This is a genomic window from Rhodococcus sp. WS3, from assembly GCF_003797085.1.
GTDB classification, from domain to species: Bacteria; Actinomycetota; Actinomycetes; order Mycobacteriales; family Mycobacteriaceae; genus Rhodococcus_F; species Rhodococcus_F globerula.
In genome coordinates this window covers 552,151-570,040 of record NZ_RKMA01000002.1, presented here as the reverse complement: position 1 = coordinate 570,040, position 17,890 = coordinate 552,151, and the positions used below count along the sequence as shown (strand labels likewise).

At 61.7% G+C, this 17,890-nt stretch carries 20 protein-coding genes and 1 pseudogene; 12 read left to right on the top strand and 9 right to left on the bottom strand.

Going from position 1 to position 17,890, the window contains the following annotated elements:
- Positions 1–55 precede the first annotated feature (55 nt).
- From alaS to EEB13_RS16655, 4 genes are read left to right on the top strand one after another with little or no spacing between them, the layout of a single operon-like run.
- Positions 56–2,728 carry an alanine--tRNA ligase gene (gene alaS, locus EEB13_RS16670; RefSeq protein ID WP_033236183.1) on the top strand — a complete coding sequence of 891 codons (2,673 nt, stop codon included), beginning with the start codon at positions 56–58 and terminating at the stop codon, positions 2,726–2,728.
- A gap of 2 nt (positions 2,729–2,730) precedes the next feature.
- Entirely contained in the window at positions 2,731–3,267 is a 537-nt protein-coding gene (gene ruvX / locus EEB13_RS16665) for a Holliday junction resolvase RuvX (RefSeq protein ID WP_033236184.1), read from the top strand.
- On the top strand, positions 3,264–4,574 hold the full coding sequence (gene mltG, locus EEB13_RS16660; RefSeq protein WP_141485839.1) for an endolytic transglycosylase MltG: 1,311 nt from the start codon (positions 3,264–3,266) through the stop codon (positions 4,572–4,574). The genes ruvX and mltG overlap by 4 nt, the downstream gene beginning before the upstream one ends.
- Positions 4,564–5,391 (top strand): shikimate dehydrogenase, encoded by an 828-nt coding sequence (locus EEB13_RS16655; RefSeq protein WP_141485838.1) that lies wholly within the window; start codon positions 4,564–4,566, stop codon positions 5,389–5,391. Before mltG ends, EEB13_RS16655 begins: the two co-directional genes overlap by 11 nt.
- Before the next feature lie 381 nt (positions 5,392–5,772).
- On the opposite strand, the gene EEB13_RS16645 is transcribed toward EEB13_RS16655, so the two are convergent.
- Positions 5,773–6,822 carry a TY-Chap domain-containing protein gene (locus EEB13_RS16645; protein WP_141485836.1) on the bottom strand — a complete coding sequence of 350 codons (1,050 nt, stop codon included), beginning with the start codon at positions 6,820–6,822 and terminating at the stop codon, positions 5,773–5,775.
- A 401-nt stretch (positions 6,823–7,223) separates the two neighbouring features.
- On the opposite strand from EEB13_RS16645, the gene EEB13_RS16635 reads away from it, so the two are divergent.
- On the top strand, positions 7,224–7,826 hold the full coding sequence (locus EEB13_RS16635) for a prepilin peptidase (RefSeq protein ID WP_045067580.1): 603 nt from the start codon (positions 7,224–7,226) through the stop codon (positions 7,824–7,826).
- Between the two features lie 6 nt (positions 7,827–7,832).
- On the opposite strand, the pseudogene EEB13_RS16630 reads toward EEB13_RS16635, so the two are convergent.
- Positions 7,833–7,985: pseudogene (locus EEB13_RS16630) on the bottom strand (Txe/YoeB family addiction module toxin); the annotation flags it as partial.
- 39 nt (positions 7,986–8,024) lie between these two features.
- On the opposite strand from EEB13_RS16630, the gene EEB13_RS16625 reads away from it, so the two are divergent.
- Positions 8,025–8,339, top strand: coding sequence for a hypothetical protein (locus EEB13_RS16625; RefSeq protein WP_033236189.1), 315 nt, complete (start codon positions 8,025–8,027; stop codon positions 8,337–8,339).
- 285 nt (positions 8,340–8,624) lie between these two features.
- Here the strand turns inward: EEB13_RS16625 and EEB13_RS16620 are convergent, their stop codons facing one another.
- Both EEB13_RS16620 and EEB13_RS32055 read right to left on the bottom strand, forming a co-directional pair.
- Positions 8,625–9,047: a hypothetical protein gene (locus EEB13_RS16620; protein ID WP_033236190.1), complete on the bottom strand. Its 423-nt coding sequence runs from the start codon at positions 9,045–9,047 to the stop codon at positions 8,625–8,627.
- Positions 9,048–9,379: 332 nt separating this feature from the next.
- Positions 9,380–9,676, bottom strand: coding sequence for a hypothetical protein (locus tag EEB13_RS32055; protein WP_072782512.1), 297 nt, complete (start codon positions 9,674–9,676; stop codon positions 9,380–9,382).
- Between the two features lie 394 nt (positions 9,677–10,070).
- On the opposite strand from EEB13_RS32055, the gene EEB13_RS16610 reads away from it, so the two are divergent.
- From EEB13_RS16610 to EEB13_RS16600, 3 genes are read left to right on the top strand one after another with little or no spacing between them, the layout of a single operon-like run.
- The gene (locus tag EEB13_RS16610) at positions 10,071–10,538 is read left to right on the top strand and encodes an SRPBCC domain-containing protein (RefSeq protein WP_033236193.1); all 468 of its coding nucleotides are present in this window, start codon (positions 10,071–10,073) and stop codon (positions 10,536–10,538) included.
- Entirely contained in the window at positions 10,535–10,870 is a 336-nt protein-coding gene (locus EEB13_RS16605) for an ArsR/SmtB family transcription factor (RefSeq protein ID WP_033236194.1), read from the top strand. Before EEB13_RS16610 ends, EEB13_RS16605 begins: the two co-directional genes overlap by 4 nt.
- 19 nt (positions 10,871–10,889) lie before the next feature.
- Positions 10,890–11,333: an SRPBCC family protein gene (locus EEB13_RS16600; RefSeq protein ID WP_141485833.1), complete on the top strand. Its 444-nt coding sequence runs from the start codon at positions 10,890–10,892 to the stop codon at positions 11,331–11,333.
- On the opposite strand, the gene EEB13_RS16595 is transcribed toward EEB13_RS16600, so the two are convergent.
- The 3 genes from EEB13_RS16595 to EEB13_RS16585 form a co-directional block, all read right to left on the bottom strand.
- Positions 11,330–11,803: a nucleoside deaminase gene (locus EEB13_RS16595; protein ID WP_033236196.1), complete on the bottom strand. Its 474-nt coding sequence runs from the start codon at positions 11,801–11,803 to the stop codon at positions 11,330–11,332. The two genes, EEB13_RS16600 and EEB13_RS16595, sit on opposite strands and share 4 nt — an antisense overlap.
- Before the next feature lie 81 nt (positions 11,804–11,884).
- Positions 11,885–12,355 carry a cyanase gene (cynS, locus tag EEB13_RS16590; protein ID WP_092808134.1) on the bottom strand — a complete coding sequence of 157 codons (471 nt, stop codon included), beginning with the start codon at positions 12,353–12,355 and terminating at the stop codon, positions 11,885–11,887.
- Positions 12,356–12,386: 31 nt separating this feature from the next.
- Positions 12,387–13,046 (bottom strand): carbonic anhydrase, encoded by a 660-nt coding sequence (locus EEB13_RS16585; RefSeq protein WP_141485832.1) that lies wholly within the window; start codon positions 13,044–13,046, stop codon positions 12,387–12,389.
- Between the two features lie 104 nt (positions 13,047–13,150).
- Between EEB13_RS16585 and cynR the strand changes: the two genes are divergently transcribed.
- Both cynR and EEB13_RS32470 read left to right on the top strand, forming a co-directional pair.
- The gene (gene cynR / locus EEB13_RS16580; protein WP_141485831.1) at positions 13,151–14,047 is read left to right on the top strand and encodes a transcriptional regulator CynR; all 897 of its coding nucleotides are present in this window, start codon (positions 13,151–13,153) and stop codon (positions 14,045–14,047) included.
- A gap of 314 nt (positions 14,048–14,361) precedes the next feature.
- The gene (locus EEB13_RS32470) at positions 14,362–14,718 is read left to right on the top strand and encodes an RlpA-like double-psi beta-barrel domain-containing protein (RefSeq protein ID WP_353805934.1); all 357 of its coding nucleotides are present in this window, start codon (positions 14,362–14,364) and stop codon (positions 14,716–14,718) included.
- A gap of 55 nt (positions 14,719–14,773) precedes the next feature.
- Here the strand turns inward: EEB13_RS32470 and EEB13_RS16570 are convergent, their stop codons facing one another.
- Positions 14,774–16,054, bottom strand: coding sequence for a DUF3500 domain-containing protein (locus EEB13_RS16570; RefSeq protein WP_141485829.1), 1,281 nt, complete (start codon positions 16,052–16,054; stop codon positions 14,774–14,776).
- Between the two features lie 143 nt (positions 16,055–16,197).
- Between EEB13_RS16570 and EEB13_RS16565 the strand changes: the two genes are divergently transcribed.
- Positions 16,198–17,184 (top strand): tellurite resistance/C4-dicarboxylate transporter family protein, encoded by a 987-nt coding sequence (locus EEB13_RS16565; protein WP_233363757.1) that lies wholly within the window; start codon positions 16,198–16,200, stop codon positions 17,182–17,184.
- On the opposite strand, the gene narI is transcribed toward EEB13_RS16565, so the two are convergent.
- Positions 17,158–17,889, bottom strand: coding sequence for a respiratory nitrate reductase subunit gamma (gene narI, locus EEB13_RS16560; protein WP_141485827.1), 732 nt, complete (start codon positions 17,887–17,889; stop codon positions 17,158–17,160). The two genes, EEB13_RS16565 and narI, sit on opposite strands and share 27 nt — an antisense overlap.
- Between the last annotated feature and the right edge of the window lies 1 nt (position 17,890).

Sequence of the window (17,890 nt, the reverse complement as noted above, 5' to 3'; positions counted from 1 at the left end):
TGCACGCTAGGCTGGACAACGACAGTTCGACGCTCATGAAGGTAAGGACCGGTTAGTGCAAACCCACGAGATCCGCAGGCGATTCCTCGACCACTTCGTCAAGGCCGGCCACACTGAGGTGCCCAGCGCGTCGCTGATTCTCGACGATCCGAACCTTCTGTTCGTCAACGCCGGCATGGTTCCCTTCGTGCCGTTCTTCCTCGGCCAGCAGACGCCGCCATACTCGCGTGCGACGTCTGTGCAGAAGTGTGTTCGCACCTTGGACATCGAAGAGGTGGGCATCACCACCCGCCACAACACGTTCTTCCAGATGGCCGGCAATTTCTCCTTCGGTGACTACTTCAAGAAGGAAGCCATCTCGCACGCCTGGGCGCTGCTGACCGGTTCGGTTGACGACGGCGGCTACGGCATCGACCCGACGCGCCTGTGGGCCACTGTCTTTCACGATGACGACGAAGCATTTGCGATCTGGCGCGACGAGGTCGGCGTGCCGGAAGAGCGCATTCAGCGCCGCGGCATGAAAGACAACTACTGGTCGATGGGCATCCCCGGACCGTGTGGGCCCTGCTCGGAAATCTTCTACGACCGCGGCGCCGAGTATGGCGTAGAGGGCGGCCCGGAAGCCGACGAGGATCGCTACATCGAGATCTGGAACCTCGTGTTCATGCAGAACGAGCGCGGCGAAGGCACCACGAAGGGTGACTACCCGATCCTCGGACCCCTGCCGAAGAAGAACATCGATACCGGCATGGGCGTCGAGCGTGTTGCCTTCCTCTTGCAGGGCGTCGAAAACGTCTACGAGACAGACCTTCTCCGTCCCGTCATCGAGAAGGCCGCTGAGCTGACCGGCAGCGTGTACGGCACCGATCACACGTCCGATGTTCGTTTCCGCGTCATCGCCGACCACGCCCGCACCGCCGCGATGCTGATTGCGGACGGCGTCAATCCCGGCAACTACGGCCGCGGCTACGTGCTACGCCGGTTGCTTCGCCGCATCGTGCGCTCGGCCAAACTGCTCGGCAGCGAGCAGCCCACCATGCGCGAGTTCATGATCGTCGTCCGCGACACCATGGCTCCGTCGTACCCGGTTCTCGAAACCGACTTCACGCGCATCGAGAATGTTGCCGTCGGTGAGGAAACAGCGTTCCTCAAGACTCTGGCATCAGGATCGGCCTTGTTCGAGAACGCTGCCGAGACGGTCAAGTCGTCCGGAAAGTCGGTCATTGCCGGCGACCAGGCATTTGCCTTGCACGACACCTACGGCTTCCCGATCGACCTGACACTCGAGATGGCGTCCGAGGCCGGTCTCACCGTCGACGAAGACGGCTTCCGCACCCTCATGGCCGAGCAGCGCAAGCGCGCCAAGGACGACGCTCAGGCTCGTAAGCACGCGCATGCCGACCTCACGGTCTACAAGGAACTGCTCGATCGCGGTCCCACCGAGTTCACCGGCTTCAACGAACTGGTCTCCGAAGCTCATGTCCTCGCGCTCATCGTCGACGGCGTTCGTGTGCCGGTCGCCAAGGCGGGGCAGTCGGTTGAGGTCATCCTTGACCGCAGCCCGCTCTACGCAGAGTCCGGTGGACAGATCGCCGACATCGGATCGCTCACGGCGCCGGGACTCGAAGCCAAGGTCAACGACGTTCAGAAGATCGCCAAGAAGGTCTGGACGCACAAGGTCACCGTCCAGAAGGGCGAGATCACCGAAGGCGACATCGTTCTCGCACATGTCGACGCCGAATGGCGTAAGGGTGCAACCCAGGGACACTCCGGTACCCACATGGTGCACGCAGCGCTGCGTCAGGTGCTCGGCCCCAACGCCGTTCAGGCCGGCTCACTCAACAAGCCCGGCTACCTCCGCTTCGACTTCTCTTGGCAGGGTGCGCTTTCCGAGTCCCAGAAGCAGGACATCGAAGTTGTCACCAACGAGGCTGTCGCGTCCAACTTCGCGGTCAACACGTTTGTGACGGATCTCGACAAGGCCAAGTCGATGGGTGCCATGGCACTTTTCGGTGAGAACTACGGCGACGAGGTTCGCGTCGTCGAAATCGGCGGCCCGTTCTCGATGGAACTCTGCGGCGGCACGCACGTCGGAAGTTCCGCTCAGATCGGTCAGGTCACTCTGCTCGGTGAGCAGTCCGTCGGCTCCGGCATCCGCCGTGTCGAGGCGTACGTCGGTTTGGATTCCTACCGTTATCTGGCCAAGGAGCGCGCGCTTCTGGCCGGACTGTCCGCATCGCTCAAGGTTCCGTCCGAAGAGGTTCCGGCTCGCGTCGAAGCGCTTGTCGAGCGTCTCAAGGTGGCCGAGAAGGAACTGGAGCAGACCAAGGCCAAGGCTGTTCTGGCTGCAGCCGGTGAGTTCGTCGACAAGGCCAAGCGCATCGGCAGTGTGCTCGTGATCGCAGAACCTGCACCCGCCGGTGTCGGAGCCAACGACCTGCGCACGCTCGTCACCGACATCAAGGGTCGCCTGGGCTCGGAGCCCGCAGTGGTCGCATTGCTCGGCGACACCGACGGCAAGGTGCCCTTCGTGGTTGCCACCAGTAAGGCTGCGCAGGCGCTCGGCGTGAAGGCAGGCGACCTCGTCGGCTCGTTCGGACCGAAGATCGGTGGTCGAGGCGGCGGAAAGCCCGACATGGCTCAGGGGTCGGGTTCCGACGCCTCCGGAATCCCGGCGGCGCTCGATGCGATCCGGGACCGGGTCGCAGAACTGGCGGGCGGCAGCTAACGGTGGCAGCGGCTGTGCAGGGTCCCGATCGCCCCGGCGTCGACGACCCTGGCCGCGGACGCCGCGTCGCGATCGATGTTGGCAGTGTCCGGATCGGGGTTGCGTCCAGCGACCCCGACGGGATTCTTGCGACACCGGTCGAGACTGTGCCTCGCTCGAAGGAACGTGGACCCGACGCGCCGGATATCCGGCGGATTATCGACATCGTGTCCGAATACGAGGCCGTGGAGGTTATCGTCGGACTGCCACAGACGCTGCGCGGCGAGCAAGGCAAAGCCGCCGGCATCGCCACTGCATTCGCAAAACGACTGCAGCGGGCCGTCGAACCGATCCCGGTGAGACTGTCCGACGAGCGACTGACGACGGTCACGGCTGCGCGCAACCTCCGCGAAAGTGGAGTCAAAGCTCGCGGTCAGCGTCCGATGATCGATCAGGCTGCGGCAGTGGAGATCCTGCAAGGCTGGCTGGACGAGCGGAGTAGAGCAGTGAAACCAGGGGAGTCGTCGGGGGACACGCCTGTGTCGGAGTCCGATCGGTGAGCGGGCGGTGGGATGAGGGCGGCTCCGGCCGGCCCACCGGTTCATTCGATTTCGACAACGACGAGACCATGGTCATGCGTGCGCTGCCACAGACCATCGAGCCGCCGCACATGTCCAGGGCTGAGGCGCGCAAACAACGCGAAGCGCAGTCCAAGCGAGCCAAACGGGGCAAGAAGGTCGGTGTCCTCGCGCTCCTCGTCTTGGTGATCGCGGTTCTGGGCGTGGGTGCCTACGGTGCGACGTGGTACATGAACCGCACTCAAGCGGCGGCCGACTACGCAGGGCCGGGCGGGGCGCCCGTCGTGATCCAGATCCTTCCGGGTGAAACTGCCTCGGAGATCGGTGCCACGCTTGCCGAGAAGGACGTGGTTGCCAGTTCGGCGGCGTTCTACAACGCGGCCGTGAGTAACTCGGCGGAGATCCAGAAAGTTCAGCCCGGTTTCTACCAGGTACCTGTACAAAGCAGTGCAGCAGACGCTCTGGACACCCTGGTCGCTCCTGAATCTCGTGTCGGCCTGGTCGTCGTTGCCGCAGGGCGTCAACTCCACGACAGCAGTGACGCGCAGACCGGTGCTCTCAAGAAGGGCATCTACAACCTCATCGAGGAAGCCAGCTGCGTCGGATCAGCCAGTGCACAGACTTGTGTGACGGCCGACGAATTGAATACTGCGGGAGCGTCTTCCGATCTCGCTGCGTTGGGCGTTCCCTCGTGGGCGATGTCGTCCGTGCAGGGTGTGCCGGACAAAGACCGTCAACTCGAAGGCCTCATTGCGGCCAGTAGTTGGGATTTCGATCCCACCGCAACGCCGACGGAAATCCTGCGGACACTAGTCCAAGGCAGCGCCGAGAAGTACGAAAGCACCGGCATTCTGACAGCCGGATCCGGCGTCGGACTCTCGCCGTACCAACTGTTGGTCGCGGCGTCGCTGGTCGAGCGTGAGGCACTACCCGACGACATGTCGAAGGTCGCCCGCGTGATCGTCAACCGCTTGGCCGTCGATCAGCCGTTGCAGTTCGACTCCACTGTCAACTACTCGCTCGACACCACCGAAGTTGCAACGACCGATGATGATCGCGCACGGGTGACGCCGTGGAACACCTACGCAATGCCGGGATTGCCCGCGACCCCGATTGCGTCCCCGAGCATCGAAGCGCTTCAGGCAGTCGAATCCCCGGCCCCCGGTGACTGGCTGTATTTCGTCACCATCAACATGCAAGGCGAAACGCTCTTCACCCACAGTTACGACGAGCACCTCGCCAACATCGTTCTAGCGCAGGAAAGCGGGATTCTCGACAGTGGTCGGTAGCACCTCAACCGCACGCAAGGCAGCAGTACTCGGCAGCCCCATTCAGCATTCGAAGTCCCCGTTGCTGCATCTCGCGGCGTACGAGGCCTTGGGTCTGACCGACTGGACCTACGAGCGGATCGAATGCACAGGGGAGCAGTTGCCCGCGCTTGTCGACGGGCTCGGGCCCGAATGGGTTGGGCTGTCGGTCACGATGCCGGGCAAGATCGCAGCCCTCGAATACGCGTCGGAGCGCACCGCGCGCGCCGTTGTCATCGGGTCGGCAAACACGTTGGTGCGCATCGACGGTGGATGGCGGGCTGACTGCACCGATGTGGACGGTGTCAGCGGTGCGTTGATCGCCGGCGGTGTCGGTGATCTCACCGGTGCCCCCGCCGTGGTGGTCGGGGCCGGCGGAACGGCTCGGCCGTCGCTGGTTGCCTTGGCGGATATGGGTGTTCGCAACGTGACTGTCGTCGCCCGCGATCCGGGTCGTGCATCGGGCGCCATCGAATGCGGCGCTGCGGTTGGCTTGGACATTGATCTTGTTGCCTTCGATGATTCTCGTCTCGGCGGAATCTGTGCCGATTCGGCAGTTCTGGTCAGCACCGTTCCCGCTGATGCGGCAGCACCCTTTGCCGCGGAACTGGGTAAGGCACCTTTTGTCCTCGACGCGATTTACAACCCCTGGCCGACGCCGCTGGCCTCGGCCGTCGAGGCCGCCGGTGGCACCGTGATCGGTGGCCTGGCGATGTTGCTCAATCAGGCCTTCGGGCAGGTTGAGCAGTTCACGGGTAAGCCCGCACCACGTGAGGCGATGGCTGCCGCTATCGCTTAGTGGTCCTGGTCAGAAGTTTGTCGGGGGTGGTTTCCAGGCGGTGGGGTCGGCGAGGTAGAGCACTCTTTGAGTCCGTCGAGGACGAATTTCGGTACCGCGACCTCACCGGACCGTCTTGCCCTTGGTGGTCCCGCTGTAGTGCTTGCTGCCCAACTGAACCTCGGTGTCGGAGACCGTCAGTCGCGCCCGGGTGAAGTTCATATCGCGGACTCGCAGTGCGATGGCCTCACTCCAGCGGCAGCCACAGTAGGCGAGCACCAGCACAAGGAGCCCGTGCCCGTGACGGTCTGCCTCGGTCGATAGTCGGTCTACGTCTTCGGCCGTCAGGTAGATGTGCCGATTGCAGTCCCGCGGTTATCGGTGAAGGTGGGTACCTGGTCCTCAGGCCGGGGCGATACCGAGTTCCGCACCCACGTACGACATGTCGTCGACGCCCTGGGCATTCGAGAATGCCGTGAAAGCAAGCTCGTTGGGATGTGCCACTCCAGCGACGTCGCGCAAGGTCACCATTGTCCGAACGGCCAGTTCGTGCATGGTGGGATGCGTCGTGTCCCTTCCGGTCGGCGGGCCCAGCCAGATCGGCGCGTCGACAGCCCCGTGGTGATCGGGCGTCCACTGCCACCCGAGAACGCTCATCAGCCGGTTGATTTCCTTCAGGTCCGATCTTGCAGCATCCCCGAAACCGCACGCGCTGTCGATGTCACCACCACCGGAGTTGTAGAACTGTACGTCAACCTGGTTGTTCGATCCTTTTTGAGGGGCATCCAGGATGACATTGCCCAGCCACGGCAAAGTGGCCAGAACCCACTCGAACCGCGTGACGAACTCGTCCCACCCTGAGCACCGTGCCGGAAGGCCGGACAACGTCGGACGGTCGGAAGCGACCTCGCCCACGGCCTGTGTGCGGGTGGGGCCGAAGTCGTTGTAAGAGCTGACACGGAGCCGGTCAGGAGTCGTACCCAGTCCGTCGCGCAACACCGCGACGATTGCAGCGGCGATCTCGTATCGTTGGTCGTCGGCATTGTGGCGCCATCCCGTTCTCCACTCCCGCGCATACTCCTCGACACGCTGGCCCTCGTGTTCGACGTCGTGATCGCGGCCGATATGGATTTCGACAGACTTCCACAACGGCTGGTCGCGTGGCACCCAACGACCGGACTCACGGTCACGGACCTGGGAAAACAAGGTGGTCCGCTGCGACTGGATCACCGCCCGTAATCGGGCAGCCGTCACCGGTTCATCGGGCACCGTCACCCTGATATCAAGTCCTTTGTCATCTTCTCGGAACAGGATCCGCTGCCCGGTCAACGTGTCGCGCAGTTGAAGGCTGTCGCCATCCGTCGGCGAAATCAGCGTCTCGTCGTCATCCCAGTCCGGGTACAGCACCAGTTGGATGTCCTCAAACAGACTGGTCCAAACGTCATCAGCCACAACCACTCCCCGTTTCCGAAACCTCCCGACAAACCTCCCGACAACCTACCGACACGCCCCGACACGTACGTTTCCGACGCCAACAAACCATCCGCCTCGGTAGCCGGGCGCCAATCTCCAGACTGTCGAACGCACTACATTGCCGCATACCGATCGTTCGGTAACGCTTGGGGTCTGGTGACAAGAAACGGAGCGCTACAACGCCACAGCCACGCCGTTCCAATGGAGCTACACCTGCGGCCACCTGTATAGACACTTGCAGCGCCTTGAGCACGACGCCACGCTCCGGGATGCCGCGTGACCCCCGACGAACTTCTGGCGATGACCACTTAGCTTTATCCACAGTGCCGCCGTAGTGCACAGCACGATTTCGTAGGCTGCGGCCGGTCGACGGTCGGCTCATGCTCAATGCCATGTGGATGTTGGTGGGGTTGGCAACTGCGGGTGCTGTTGGCGGTTTTGGTGCGCGTTTTCTTGCTGACGATTGGTTGCGCCGAAACCTGTATGCCGGGATTTCAGTCCGTTGCGGTGTGCCTGAATTGTGCGTCGCGGTGGGCTGGTTGCTTGTCGGTGTAGCGACTTCATCTGCACTACAGCTTGTTTCGGGCCTGGCGTTCGTGTGGTGGTGTGTGGCCGTGTCACTTGTCGATGTGTCTGTGCGGCGGTTGCCGAACACTTTCACTGTGCCCGCTTATGGTGTCGTTATCGCCGGCGCCTTGTTTGCGGGAACGCTGTGGGCAGCGCTGATGGGATCGGTAATGCTCTCGGGAATCCACCTTGTGCTGCGCCTGATTTCGCCGGGATCCCTGGGCGCAGGTGACGTGAAGCTGGCACTTCCGCTGGGTGCGATCACGGGGTTGGGTGGTGCGCAGGTCTGGCTGTTTTCCGCTTTTCTGGCTCCGGTGATCACATTAGTGGTGGCCGTTCTGCTGGCGCGGCGGTCGCAGGTCCCTCATGGGCCGTCGATGTGCGGCGCCGCGCTACTTGCCTGGACGATCGGGTGAGCGTGTTCAGCGTCCGTAGTGGTAGCGGCACGCAGCGATTCGGATCTGGTCGTCGGAGATTTTGTAAATCAGACGATGCTCGTCAGTGATCCGCCTCGACCAGTAACCTTGAAATCCATGTTTGAGTGGTTCGGGTTTTCCGATTCCTTCGTTACCATTCGCGCTGCTCCTCTCGTTCATTCGTGAGAGCGTCGGTGCGTGAACACCAACGAGTGGGCAGACGGCTACCGCCCGCAAGCTGAAGACAGTCCCTTCACTCTCATCGTCGAGGGCGAGGTTTTCGCCGTCACGGTGCGCGAAAATGGCAGTGAGGATTACACCTGGGAATCCGGACCGAACAAGAACTACGGGTTCGGTGGTGGCCCAGCCCAGGTGGCCGGTGTTCCGGGTTTCGATGTTCCGGATGGCGAGGTTCCGGACGCCGAGCCGTACCTGTCGACGATTGACGATCACCGCAGGTCGATCAGAAACTTCCTCGGCATGATCGACCCCGAATCCGGGTACATCGAATAACCACGCGCGGATGACGGCGATGGCCGAATGATCACTCGTTATTGTCAATCGTCGTGAGAGTGCGTGTCCGCGGTGTCTGGGAATTGACCCCTTCGCAACCCGAAACTCGCAAACGGTTCGGCGTCGGCGTTCTCAGGTGATCGTGCGATACGCGGATCTTTCGCAAACACGCTGGTTAGGGCGGCCAAGAGTCGAGGCATTCACTAATCAATGCTGGTTCATCTTGGATGAGCGCACGGCAGGGTGCGTATCTGTTGGGCTACCGGTGTAACGAAAGTCAGTGGATCACCGGGCGAGTGCGACTTCGGAGAGGATGGTGTCGTTTCGGTCGGAGAATTCGTTGGCGGCACGGTAGACGATCGACACCGCGTGGGCTGTCGCCGGACCAGCGAGTGCGATTGTTCCGAAGATCATCCAACGAATGACATCGGGGAGAGGTGGAGTGGAAGAAGCGGCTGGCGACTCGAGTAACAAGAAGTTGGCGATTGCGCCGAGTGCTCCGAGCAGTCCGAGCGCTGCCACTGATGATCGTCGAACCCACTTGTTTTCGGAGAACACCACAACAGCACCGAGTGTCAGTACCGAGATGACCGTCATAGCGGTGACTATCCAATACTCGGAAGGCTGTCCATCGCGGACTGCGAACGATGTGGACAAAGTCGCGGAACCGGTCAGCATCGCTGCGCCCCACAGCAGTCCGACGATCATGATGCACCTACGCATGGGACTAGCCTTCGACCTGGTGCAATTCTCAGACGAGACGGACGCTTCGGATGTCATGGGCAGATCTTTGCATCGGGTACCGACAGGGGCCACTGGGGTCGATGTGCTGTCGTGGACGAGCGGGGACTGAGAAGTCGCGATTGGTCAACTGTCAACGGTTTTCAGAAGGCTGACCAAAGTACCGGTTACCGCAGGAGATGCCAGTCGGGGCTGGGATGAAGATTGAAAAGCCTTTCGTGTCAGCCGAATCGGAAACGATTGACCTTATGGAATGTGGTGAGTGCGCCAGTCCCGTGCGAACGTGTCCAGCGTGGCGGTCAGTGTTCGTCGTAGTGCTCACCATGTGCGGCGTGTCGATGGCCATCGTGGACGTAGTCCGTGTGATCGCCGTGCGGAACGGCGACATGGCCGCACCCTTCGCCGTGGACGTGATCATGGCCTTCGTGGACGACGTGCTCCGACGTCTCACATTCGTCGACATGATCGCCGTGGGGACGATGTAGGTGCCCGTCGTGCGCATAATCGACATGATCACCGTGCGGAACGGCGACGTGGCCGCACCCTTCACCATGGCTGTGTTCATGTTCCGAGTGTTGTTGATGTTCTGTTGTCATCGAAAACCCTTTCACTGGAAGAATCAGTCAGGCGATGGTGAACGCTGCCTGCCGTGTGCGATCTTTGGCCGGTGAGACACGCTTGCCGCGTTCAGGAGTTGTGTCACTTCCGCTCTCCCGACGTGGGGCAGACGGCCTTGCCGTCGCCGTCGAAATGAGGCGGCGTCGCACGGTTGCACGTTGATCTGACAGTGCCGACATTACTCCGGTGCGCCACAGGACATGCGGAAACTGTGGAGTCGCGGCGTCCTGAATTTCGGTATAGGCGTTGCGAAGTCGTTACATCGGACGATGGTCCGGGGTAGCGACTTCGCGAAGCGCAATGATTGGTTGCGTATGCGACTTCAGCTGGGTATTCTGATATGCAACCAAAGGTTGCAGAAGAGGTGCCGGTATGGAGTACGGACAAATCGAGCGGTCGATCTACGTCGAAGCCGCACCCGACGTGGTTTACGAGGTCATCAGCAGTCCTGAGCATTTGAAGGAGTGGTGGTCCGACGAGGTTGTCGACCTGGAACCGGTTCCGGGCTCTGTCGGCGAACTCGTGTGGGGAGAGCGGACCTCGCCTGACAGTCATGTTGCCCGGATCGAGGTGGTCGACGCTGCGCCACCCCGATTGTTTTCATTCCGATGGGCTCACTTGTCCGATGACGGGGTGCCCCCAATGAACAGTCTGTTGGTGACATTTGAGCTGGTGCCCTCGGGAGAGGGCACGACGCTGCGTATGACGGAAACCGGGTTCCGTGAAATGGGCTGGGAGGTCGCAGTTCTCGAGGAGCAGTACAACTCTCACGTCGAGGGGTGGAACCGGCACCTGCCGCGGCTTGTCGAGTGCGCAGCCCGACTGGGTGCGAGCGGATGAGCCTTATCGACGACGACCTCTGGACAGCGATCGGGGACCCCACACGCCGACGAATGCTCGACTTGCTGTTGGCAAATGGGGAGGGGACGGCGACCACTCTGAGTGATCAGCTACCCGTAACCCGTCAAGCTGTCGCGAAACACCTCGGCGCTCTCGACCGCGTTGGTTTGGTACATGTGACGCCCGCCGGCCGAGAGAGGCTCTACCGGGTCGATGCCGCGCAACTTGCCCGCGCCGTAGCGCAGCTGAATGCAGTCGGTTCGTCGTGGGATGCCCGGTTGCAGCGCATCAAACGGATTGCGGAAGCAATCGAACATAACAACCGGAAATGAGAAGAAGGAGGAACCCGCGATGGTCGACATTCTGCACAGGGTTGGGATCAAGTCGTCCTCTGTCGGCGATGTCTACGCAGCGTTGACGACGGTTGACGGTCTGGCCGGCTGGTGGACCAGCGATACGGACGGAGATCCGAATATCGGAGGCACGCTTCAATTCCGCTTCGGTGAAGGCCGGATTGATATGAAAGTGGTAGAACTCCAGCCCGATAAACGAGTGCTGTGGGAGGTGACCGCAGGGCCGGAAGAATGGATCGGGACCCGCGTGGTGTGGGACCTCCGACGCGACGGCGATTTCACCGTCGTCCTCTTCGCGCATGAAGGGTGGAAGGAGCCGGTGGAGTTTCTGCACCATTGCAGCACCAAGTGGGCGCTCTTCCTGATGAGCCTGAAGTCGAAGGTCGAAACCGGCACTGGCGCACCGGATCCCCGCGACGTCAAGATCGACAACTGGAACTAGGTAGTGGAGTAGTTCCGCTCCTGCCAGGCGCGGTAGACCTCGATTGCGCCGTCGTGGGGTTGGTAGTCCATCGGTAGTCGGCGCTCAACCGGGTCCTTGGCGAATTCTCCGTAGAAGGTGCTCAGTTCGAAGTACTTGCGGTCGTCGACGTAATACGGTTCGTAGTCGGTGCGTTGCGTGAGGAATACGACCCGGTCCGGACTGCAGTAATAGAGCGAACCGAGGCACATCGGGCAGGGATGCGCGAGCACATAGATGGTGCACCCGGTCAAATGCTCGGTGCCCAGTGCGGTGCAGGCGGCACGGATCGCGAGGATCTCCGCGTGCGCTGTCGGGTCGTTCGTCTGGGCCACCAGGTTGGGGCTTTCGGCAAGGATCTCACCGTCGCGGGCGATGACGGTGGCGAAGGGCCGGCCGCCCTCGGCGACATTGGCATTCGCGATATCGATGGTTCGTTGAATAGGGTCCATGACAGTCCTTGTCTGACAGTGTGTTTCAGGAAGGTGTTCAGGGGCGGCGGCCTCGGGAGCAAGGCCGCCGTCACGCCGAAGCTAGAAGGGCTTGGTCGGCAGGTACTTGCCGTCGAGCGTGATGACCGCGCGCTCGCCGCCATCCGGATCGGCAACCTTCTTGATGTCGAGCTTGAAGTTGATTGCACTGATAATGCCGTCGCCGAACTGCTCGTGCACCAATGCCTTGAGGGTGGTGCCGTAGACCTGAAGCATCTCGTAGAAGCGGTAGATGGTCGGGTCGGTGGGCACGCCGCCGGGGATGGAACCGCGCAGAGGGATGGTCTGTAGCAATCGCACCGCGTCCTCGTCCAGACTGAGCTTGTCCGCGACGACCTTCGCGGCGTCGGCGGGAAGTGCATGCTGACCGAGGAGGGCTGCGGTTACAAAGGCCACACTCAGCCCCGTGCCGTCGGTCAGTTCCTGCCAGGACAGGTCTTTTCGGGCCTTGGCGTCGATGACGGCTGCGGTGAGTTCTTCGCGGGGTCCTTGGGTGAACTGTGACTGAATCATAATGATTTCCTTCTTTATTTTGGGTGGGGGATCAGGCGGGGACGCCGGGCATTGTTGCCGCGGCGCAGGTCTGGGGGTGTTCGACGAGCGAGACGAACCGGCGGGTGCCGCCGTCGAGGGCTTCGATCGAGCCGGTTTCGATGTCGTAGACCCAGCCGTGCAGGTTCAGTCGACCTTGTTCGAGTGCGAGAGCGACCGAGGGGTGGGTTGCGAGGTTGGTCAACTGGGCGATGACGTTCTCGTGGACCAGTGCGTTCAGTTTCTCGGCTGCCGAGCCGTGCGTGCGGGCGGCGTTGACGACCCTCGCGGAATCTGCGTGCTGGAGCCAGTGCGCGACGGCAGGCATCTCGTCGAGGGGCTTGCCGGTGGAGATCGCCGTCATCGCGCCGCAATCGGAGTGGCCGAGGATCACGATGTCGGTGACACCGAGAACTGCGACCGCGTACTCGACGGTGGCGGATACGCCGCCCGGTTGCGGCCCGTATGACGGGACGATGTTGCCGGCGTTGCGGATGACGAACAGATCGCCGGGTTCGCGTTGGGTTATCAGTTCCGGGACCACTCGGCTGTCAGAGCAGCTGACGAACAGGGCCTGCGGGTTCTGAGTCGTCGCGAGTTCCTTGAAAAGTCCGGAGCGTTTCTGAAAGGCGTCCTTCTGGAATGTCAGAAAGCCGTTGATGATGTCGTGCATGTTGCCTCCTTGCAATGGTGATGACTCAAGGATGACCTCGATGGTCGATAGTGTCCAAGACTTGTTATTCATTACTTCGATAGACAGTGCCTATAGTTCTAGTGATGGAGCTACGTCATATCCGTTATCTGCTTGCGGTCGCCGAACATGGAAACTTCACCCGGGCGGCGGAGTCGCTGCATGTGTCGCAGCCGACTCTGTCCCAGCAGATCAAGCAGCTCGAATCCGCTCTGCGGGTGCAGTTGCTGGACCGGTCCGGGCGAACGGTACGAACCACCGACGCCGGCGAGGCTTTCCTGCATTACGCGCGGCGAGCTCTGCAGGATCTGGATGCCGCCGAGCGCGCGATCCACGATGTCCAGGACCTCAGTCGCGGCTCGCTGAGGCTGGCGACGACGCCCACCTTCGCGGCCTACCTGGTGGGTCCGTTGATGGACCGATTCACGACGCGCCACCCAGGCATTGCCGTCACCGTTCAGGAGATGACTCAGGACCGAATCGAGGCGGAGTTGGCACGCGACGGACTCGACGTCGGCATTGCGTTTGCGGACGTGCGCTCGGAGGAGATCGAGAGCGAGTCGCTGTTTGTCGAAACTCTCAGTCTCGTTGTCGGTGAAGAGCATTCGCATGCCGGTCGGTCGAAACCGCTGCCTGCGAAGACGCTGGAGGATCAGGCCCTGGTGTTGCTCAGCAGTGATTTCGCGACGCGGCTTCACATCGATCGGTACTTCAAGCAGCAGGACATCACACCTCGGACGGCTATCGAGGTCAGCTCGATCGGCGCGATCGTGGAGATCGTCCGCCGCGGCAGTCTCGCGACGGTGCTGCCTGACGCGATCACCCTCGAACAACGGGGCCTGTCCTCGATTCCGCTGTCACCGGCATTGCCCCCGCGTACGGTGGCCCTGCTCCGACGGAAGGGTGCCTATCGCACGGCCGCGGGCCGGGCCTTCGCCGAAATGGCCTCGACCTGGGACCACCTGAACGGGTGGCCCGGGTGAGGCTCATCTGCTTATGTGCGGACCGTCGATTCACGAGCTGTCGCTGCCTTAGGCAGTGACAGGAGCGCATTGACGCCCGGGACCATCGTCACTATTACCGAACCCCGTCGGAATGTCCGGCGAGCCTACCCAGCGGGAGTACCGGCCGGCCGATACCGTCGCCCAACATCGGAAATGTCCGATTTCTCGATTGAAAACAGGAGGTCGCTTTGTCCCGATGTTCGGTGCGACGAATTGCGGTATCCGTGGCCGTCGCGGTGACGGCGTCCGCTGCTGTATTGGCAGGAACCTCTGTCGCGGAGGCGCAGCCCACAATGTTCGACCTACTGGGAGGCGCCTCCACAGGTAGTGCGGGTAGTGCAGGCGATACAACCGACGACGCGACAACACACAGTGGCGATGCGACGTACTTTCATGCCGGTCTCGGTAGTTGCGGCGGTATGTCAGCAGATACCGACTACGTGGTTGCGATATCCGCAAGGATCTGGACCAGAGCGTTGTGCGGAAAACAAATTCTGGCCTCGAGCGGGCCGAGATCGGTAACTGTCACCATCGTAGATACCTGTCCAGGCTGCGCTGCCGGTGATCTTGATCTTTCACCAGCCGCGTTCAAGAGGTTGGGTAATCTTTCGGACGGAAGGATTCCTGTTACATGGCGGTTCATCGGCTGATCTCGTCCGTGAATCGGGCACCGACTGAGGAGGCTCACCTTTCTGGCTCCGGGACCTAGCTGCCGTTCGGGGGCGTGCTACCGGGCCCACCTGTACCTGGTGCGCCGCCACTGCCGGGTGCGCCCGCGCCACCGCCCATACCCGTAGCTTCCTGCTGGACAACACTTCCGGCGTAGTCGTTACTCGGGTCTCGGTAGATGGTGTGAACGTGGCCCCAACCTGAGGTATTCACGCCTTCGACGTCCGCGCCGGCAGATCCCTGCTGCGCGGCAAACTCGACGTAGACATCCGGTCCGGAGATCTGGAAGTAGATGCCATCGCCCTGCGTCATGTCGTACTCGGTTGCACCGGACCAGTTCACGTACGTTTCGTCGAGGCTCGCCTCGATCTTCGCGAGCGCGTCCGCAGTGGTCTCCTCGTCTGCAAGGCCAACCCAGTTCGCGATCACGCCGAGCAGCAACTGCTTCTGCGCGTCCGTCAGGTCTGAACCGGAAAGCCCTGTGCCAGTCGGGTAGTCACAAGTACTGCCCGGCGCGCACACCATATTCGCTACGGTCTCGCCCTGATACAACTGAGCCCTCTGCTCATCGGACAAGCTGTCGTAGAAGGCGAACGCGCTCGTGTAGATACCATCGAACGGCTGAACCTCGTTGCCGTCGGCATCGGTGTAGACGGCGGGCTGTATGCCCAGGTGAGTCGGTGCGAACGTGATGGAGTCGGCGGAGCCGTCGAGCGTTGCGTTGATGCCGAGGTGGTGTCCGCCGAACTGAACTGCCCACGCATCCGTGTTCGACGGATCGCCGAAGAATGCGATGTAGTACTGACCGAGAGAATCTTCCGTCGACGTACTGTTCTCGTGCAGATATTCGTCGCCGCCCATGATGCCGGTGACGGTGTCGTAACCTGCCTCGCTCAGCAGTGCTTCGAGTACCTTCATGGCGGCCGCTCTTTGCTCATCGGTCAGTTCGGAGATATTGAGTCCCGCTCGATCGACGAACGTCACCGGAAAGTTCGACCACGACGTCGTTTTGGTTTCGTCGTCGTAGGCGTAGAGAACCGCCTCGCGCTGCTCGGCTGACAATGTCTGCAGAAATGCTTCGGTCGCTGCTGCGGTGTCGGTGATCGTTTCGGCTGTGGTCGTCGAGTCAGTCGAGTTCGCAGACGCGACAGTGGACGACACCGTCGACGTGGACGCCGACGTTGCCGAGTTGGTACCGGCTGTCTCGGCGGTGCACCCGCCCAGAAGCAGCCCGCCGGCCAGCAGGACGGACACGAAGGCAATGCGGCGGCGACCAGGACTGGCTGAGGAAGTACTCGGAGAGCGTCGGATCATCATGGAGCCAAAAGTATTTGCGATACCTGCATGTTCACTGTGACTGCTCTGGACGTTCGCCGTGAGAAATCTGGGTGCATGCTGTCGGGGAAGTACGTGGAGTCGAAATCAGGACATACACCGCATCATCGCTCATCATTGAGGATGTGACCGGCGATCATCGCGCGAGATCGACAGCCAACCGCACGCTCGAGGTAATTCCTCCCGGTGCGGGAGCCGCCGCGATGTCTTCGGGAATCGTGTCGGTGGCCTTGCACCTGGTGGGATTCGAGGTCTTTTCGCTGGCATGGCTGGGGATCGGCACAGCAATCTGGCTTGTTCTGGCTGTCGTGTTCGTATCGCGGTTGGTCGACAATCGCGCCCGGTGGATCGACGAGGCAGACACTCCGCCCGCTCTCACGGGAGTGGCCGCGACAACCGTGTTGGGTACTCGGGTTGTACTGCTCGACTGGGACTCGGTCGGTTATGTCGCGCTCGCGATTGCGCTGGTGGCGTGGATCGTGCTCATACCGGCGGTAATTCGACACTGGACCTCGCCAACCGTCGGCGTGCACTTTCTGCTGTGCGTCGCAACGCAGGGTTTGGCCGTACTCGGTGCGACGCTCGCGGCCACGACGACGGCGCACTGGATTGCGCTTCCGTCGGCGGCTGCGTTTGTGCTCGGCCTGGGGTTCTACGTGTTGGTGCTCGTACGGTTCTCGTTCAATCAGCTCCGAGTCGGGGCCGGTGATCACTGGGTGTTCGGCGGCGCCCTGGCAATCTCGACGCTCGCGGCCGGAAAACTCACAGCGGCAGCGCCCGTCGTGGGCTGGTCGGAAACGCTACACCTGTCGTTTCAACGATTGAGCATCGTGCTCATGATTCTCGTGCTCGGCTGTTACGGCGTGCTGTTTATATGCGAATTGATCTGGCCTCGACTGGAATACGACGTCAGACGTTGGTCGACGGCTTTCCCGATGGGGATGACGTCGGCGGCGTCGTTAACCGTTGCGGGGACGGCGTCGACCCCGTGGTTGAAGATAGTTGGCGAAATTCTGGTGTGGCCGGCCGTAGTCCTGTGCGTAGTTCTGCTGATCGCATCTGTGTGGCGATTGTGGACTGTGAGTTCACCAACCCCGACGGTGGGGGCGTGAGCCGACGGGTTCGCCCTTCCGGGCGTCGTCGCGACTGCGGTAGACGATGTACGGCCGAAACAGGTATGCGACCGGCGCGCTGAATACGTGTACCAGGCGCGTGAACGGCCACAGTGCAAACAACACCATCGCGATCGTGACGTGAATGTGGAAGTCGAGTGACGCCTGTGCCATGAGATCACCACGGGGCTGGAAGATCCAGATGGATCGGAACCACGGGGAGACCGTCGTCCGGTAGTTGGATTCTTCGCCGAACGCTCCGGATCCCAGCACTGTCGTGGCGAGACCAGCGACGATTGCGGCGATCAGTACGACGTACATCAGCTTGTCGTTCCAGGTCGTGGCCATGAACACCGGTCCCCGGGTCCGCCTGCGATACACCAGGATCCCCGCGCCGACCACGGTTGCCAGGCCCGCTATCGAACCGAGAACGAGGGCTTGCAGGTGATAGATGTGGTCGCTTATCCCGATTGCGTCGGTCCAGGATTGCGGGATCACCAGGCCGATGACATGTCCGATGATGACCACCAGAATGCCGAAATGGAACAGGGGGCTGCCAATTCTCAACAATCGATGCTCGTACAGTTGCGACGACCGCGTTGTCCAGCCGAACTTGTCGTAGCGGTAACGCCACCATGTGCCGCTCACGAAGATTGCCAACACGACGTACGGCACTATGTCCCAGTAGATTTCACCGGCAGACATC

Coding starts and splice junctions, on each gene's coding strand:
- EEB13_RS16570 (WP_141485829.1), bottom strand. CDS start 16,054: ATGATGATCCGACGCTCTCCGAGTACTTCCTCAGCCAGTCCTGGTCGC.
- EEB13_RS32470 (WP_353805934.1), top strand. CDS start 14,362: ATGTTCGACCTACTGGGAGGCGCCTCCACAGGTAGTGCGGGTAGTGCA.
- narI (WP_141485827.1), bottom strand. CDS start 17,889: ATGTCTGCCGGTGAAATCTACTGGGACATAGTGCCGTACGTCGTGTTG.
- EEB13_RS16610 (WP_033236193.1), top strand. CDS start 10,071: ATGGAGTACGGACAAATCGAGCGGTCGATCTACGTCGAAGCCGCACCC.
- EEB13_RS16595 (WP_033236196.1), bottom strand. CDS start 11,803: ATGGACCCTATTCAACGAACCATCGATATCGCGAATGCCAATGTCGCC.
- cynR (WP_141485831.1), top strand. CDS start 13,151: ATGGAGCTACGTCATATCCGTTATCTGCTTGCGGTCGCCGAACATGGA.
- EEB13_RS16600 (WP_141485833.1), top strand. CDS start 10,890: ATGGTCGACATTCTGCACAGGGTTGGGATCAAGTCGTCCTCTGTCGGC.
- EEB13_RS16635 (WP_045067580.1), top strand. CDS start 7,224: ATGCTCAATGCCATGTGGATGTTGGTGGGGTTGGCAACTGCGGGTGCT.
- cynS (WP_092808134.1), bottom strand. CDS start 12,355: ATGATTCAGTCACAGTTCACCCAAGGACCCCGCGAAGAACTCACCGCA.
- EEB13_RS16620 (WP_033236190.1), bottom strand. CDS start 9,047: ATGATCGTCGGACTGCTGTGGGGCGCAGCGATGCTGACCGGTTCCGCG.
- EEB13_RS32055 (WP_072782512.1), bottom strand. CDS start 9,676: ATGACAACAGAACATCAACAACACTCGGAACATGAACACAGCCATGGT.
- EEB13_RS16585 (WP_141485832.1), bottom strand. CDS start 13,046: ATGCACGACATCATCAACGGCTTTCTGACATTCCAGAAGGACGCCTTT.
- EEB13_RS16605 (WP_033236194.1), top strand. CDS start 10,535: ATGAGCCTTATCGACGACGACCTCTGGACAGCGATCGGGGACCCCACA.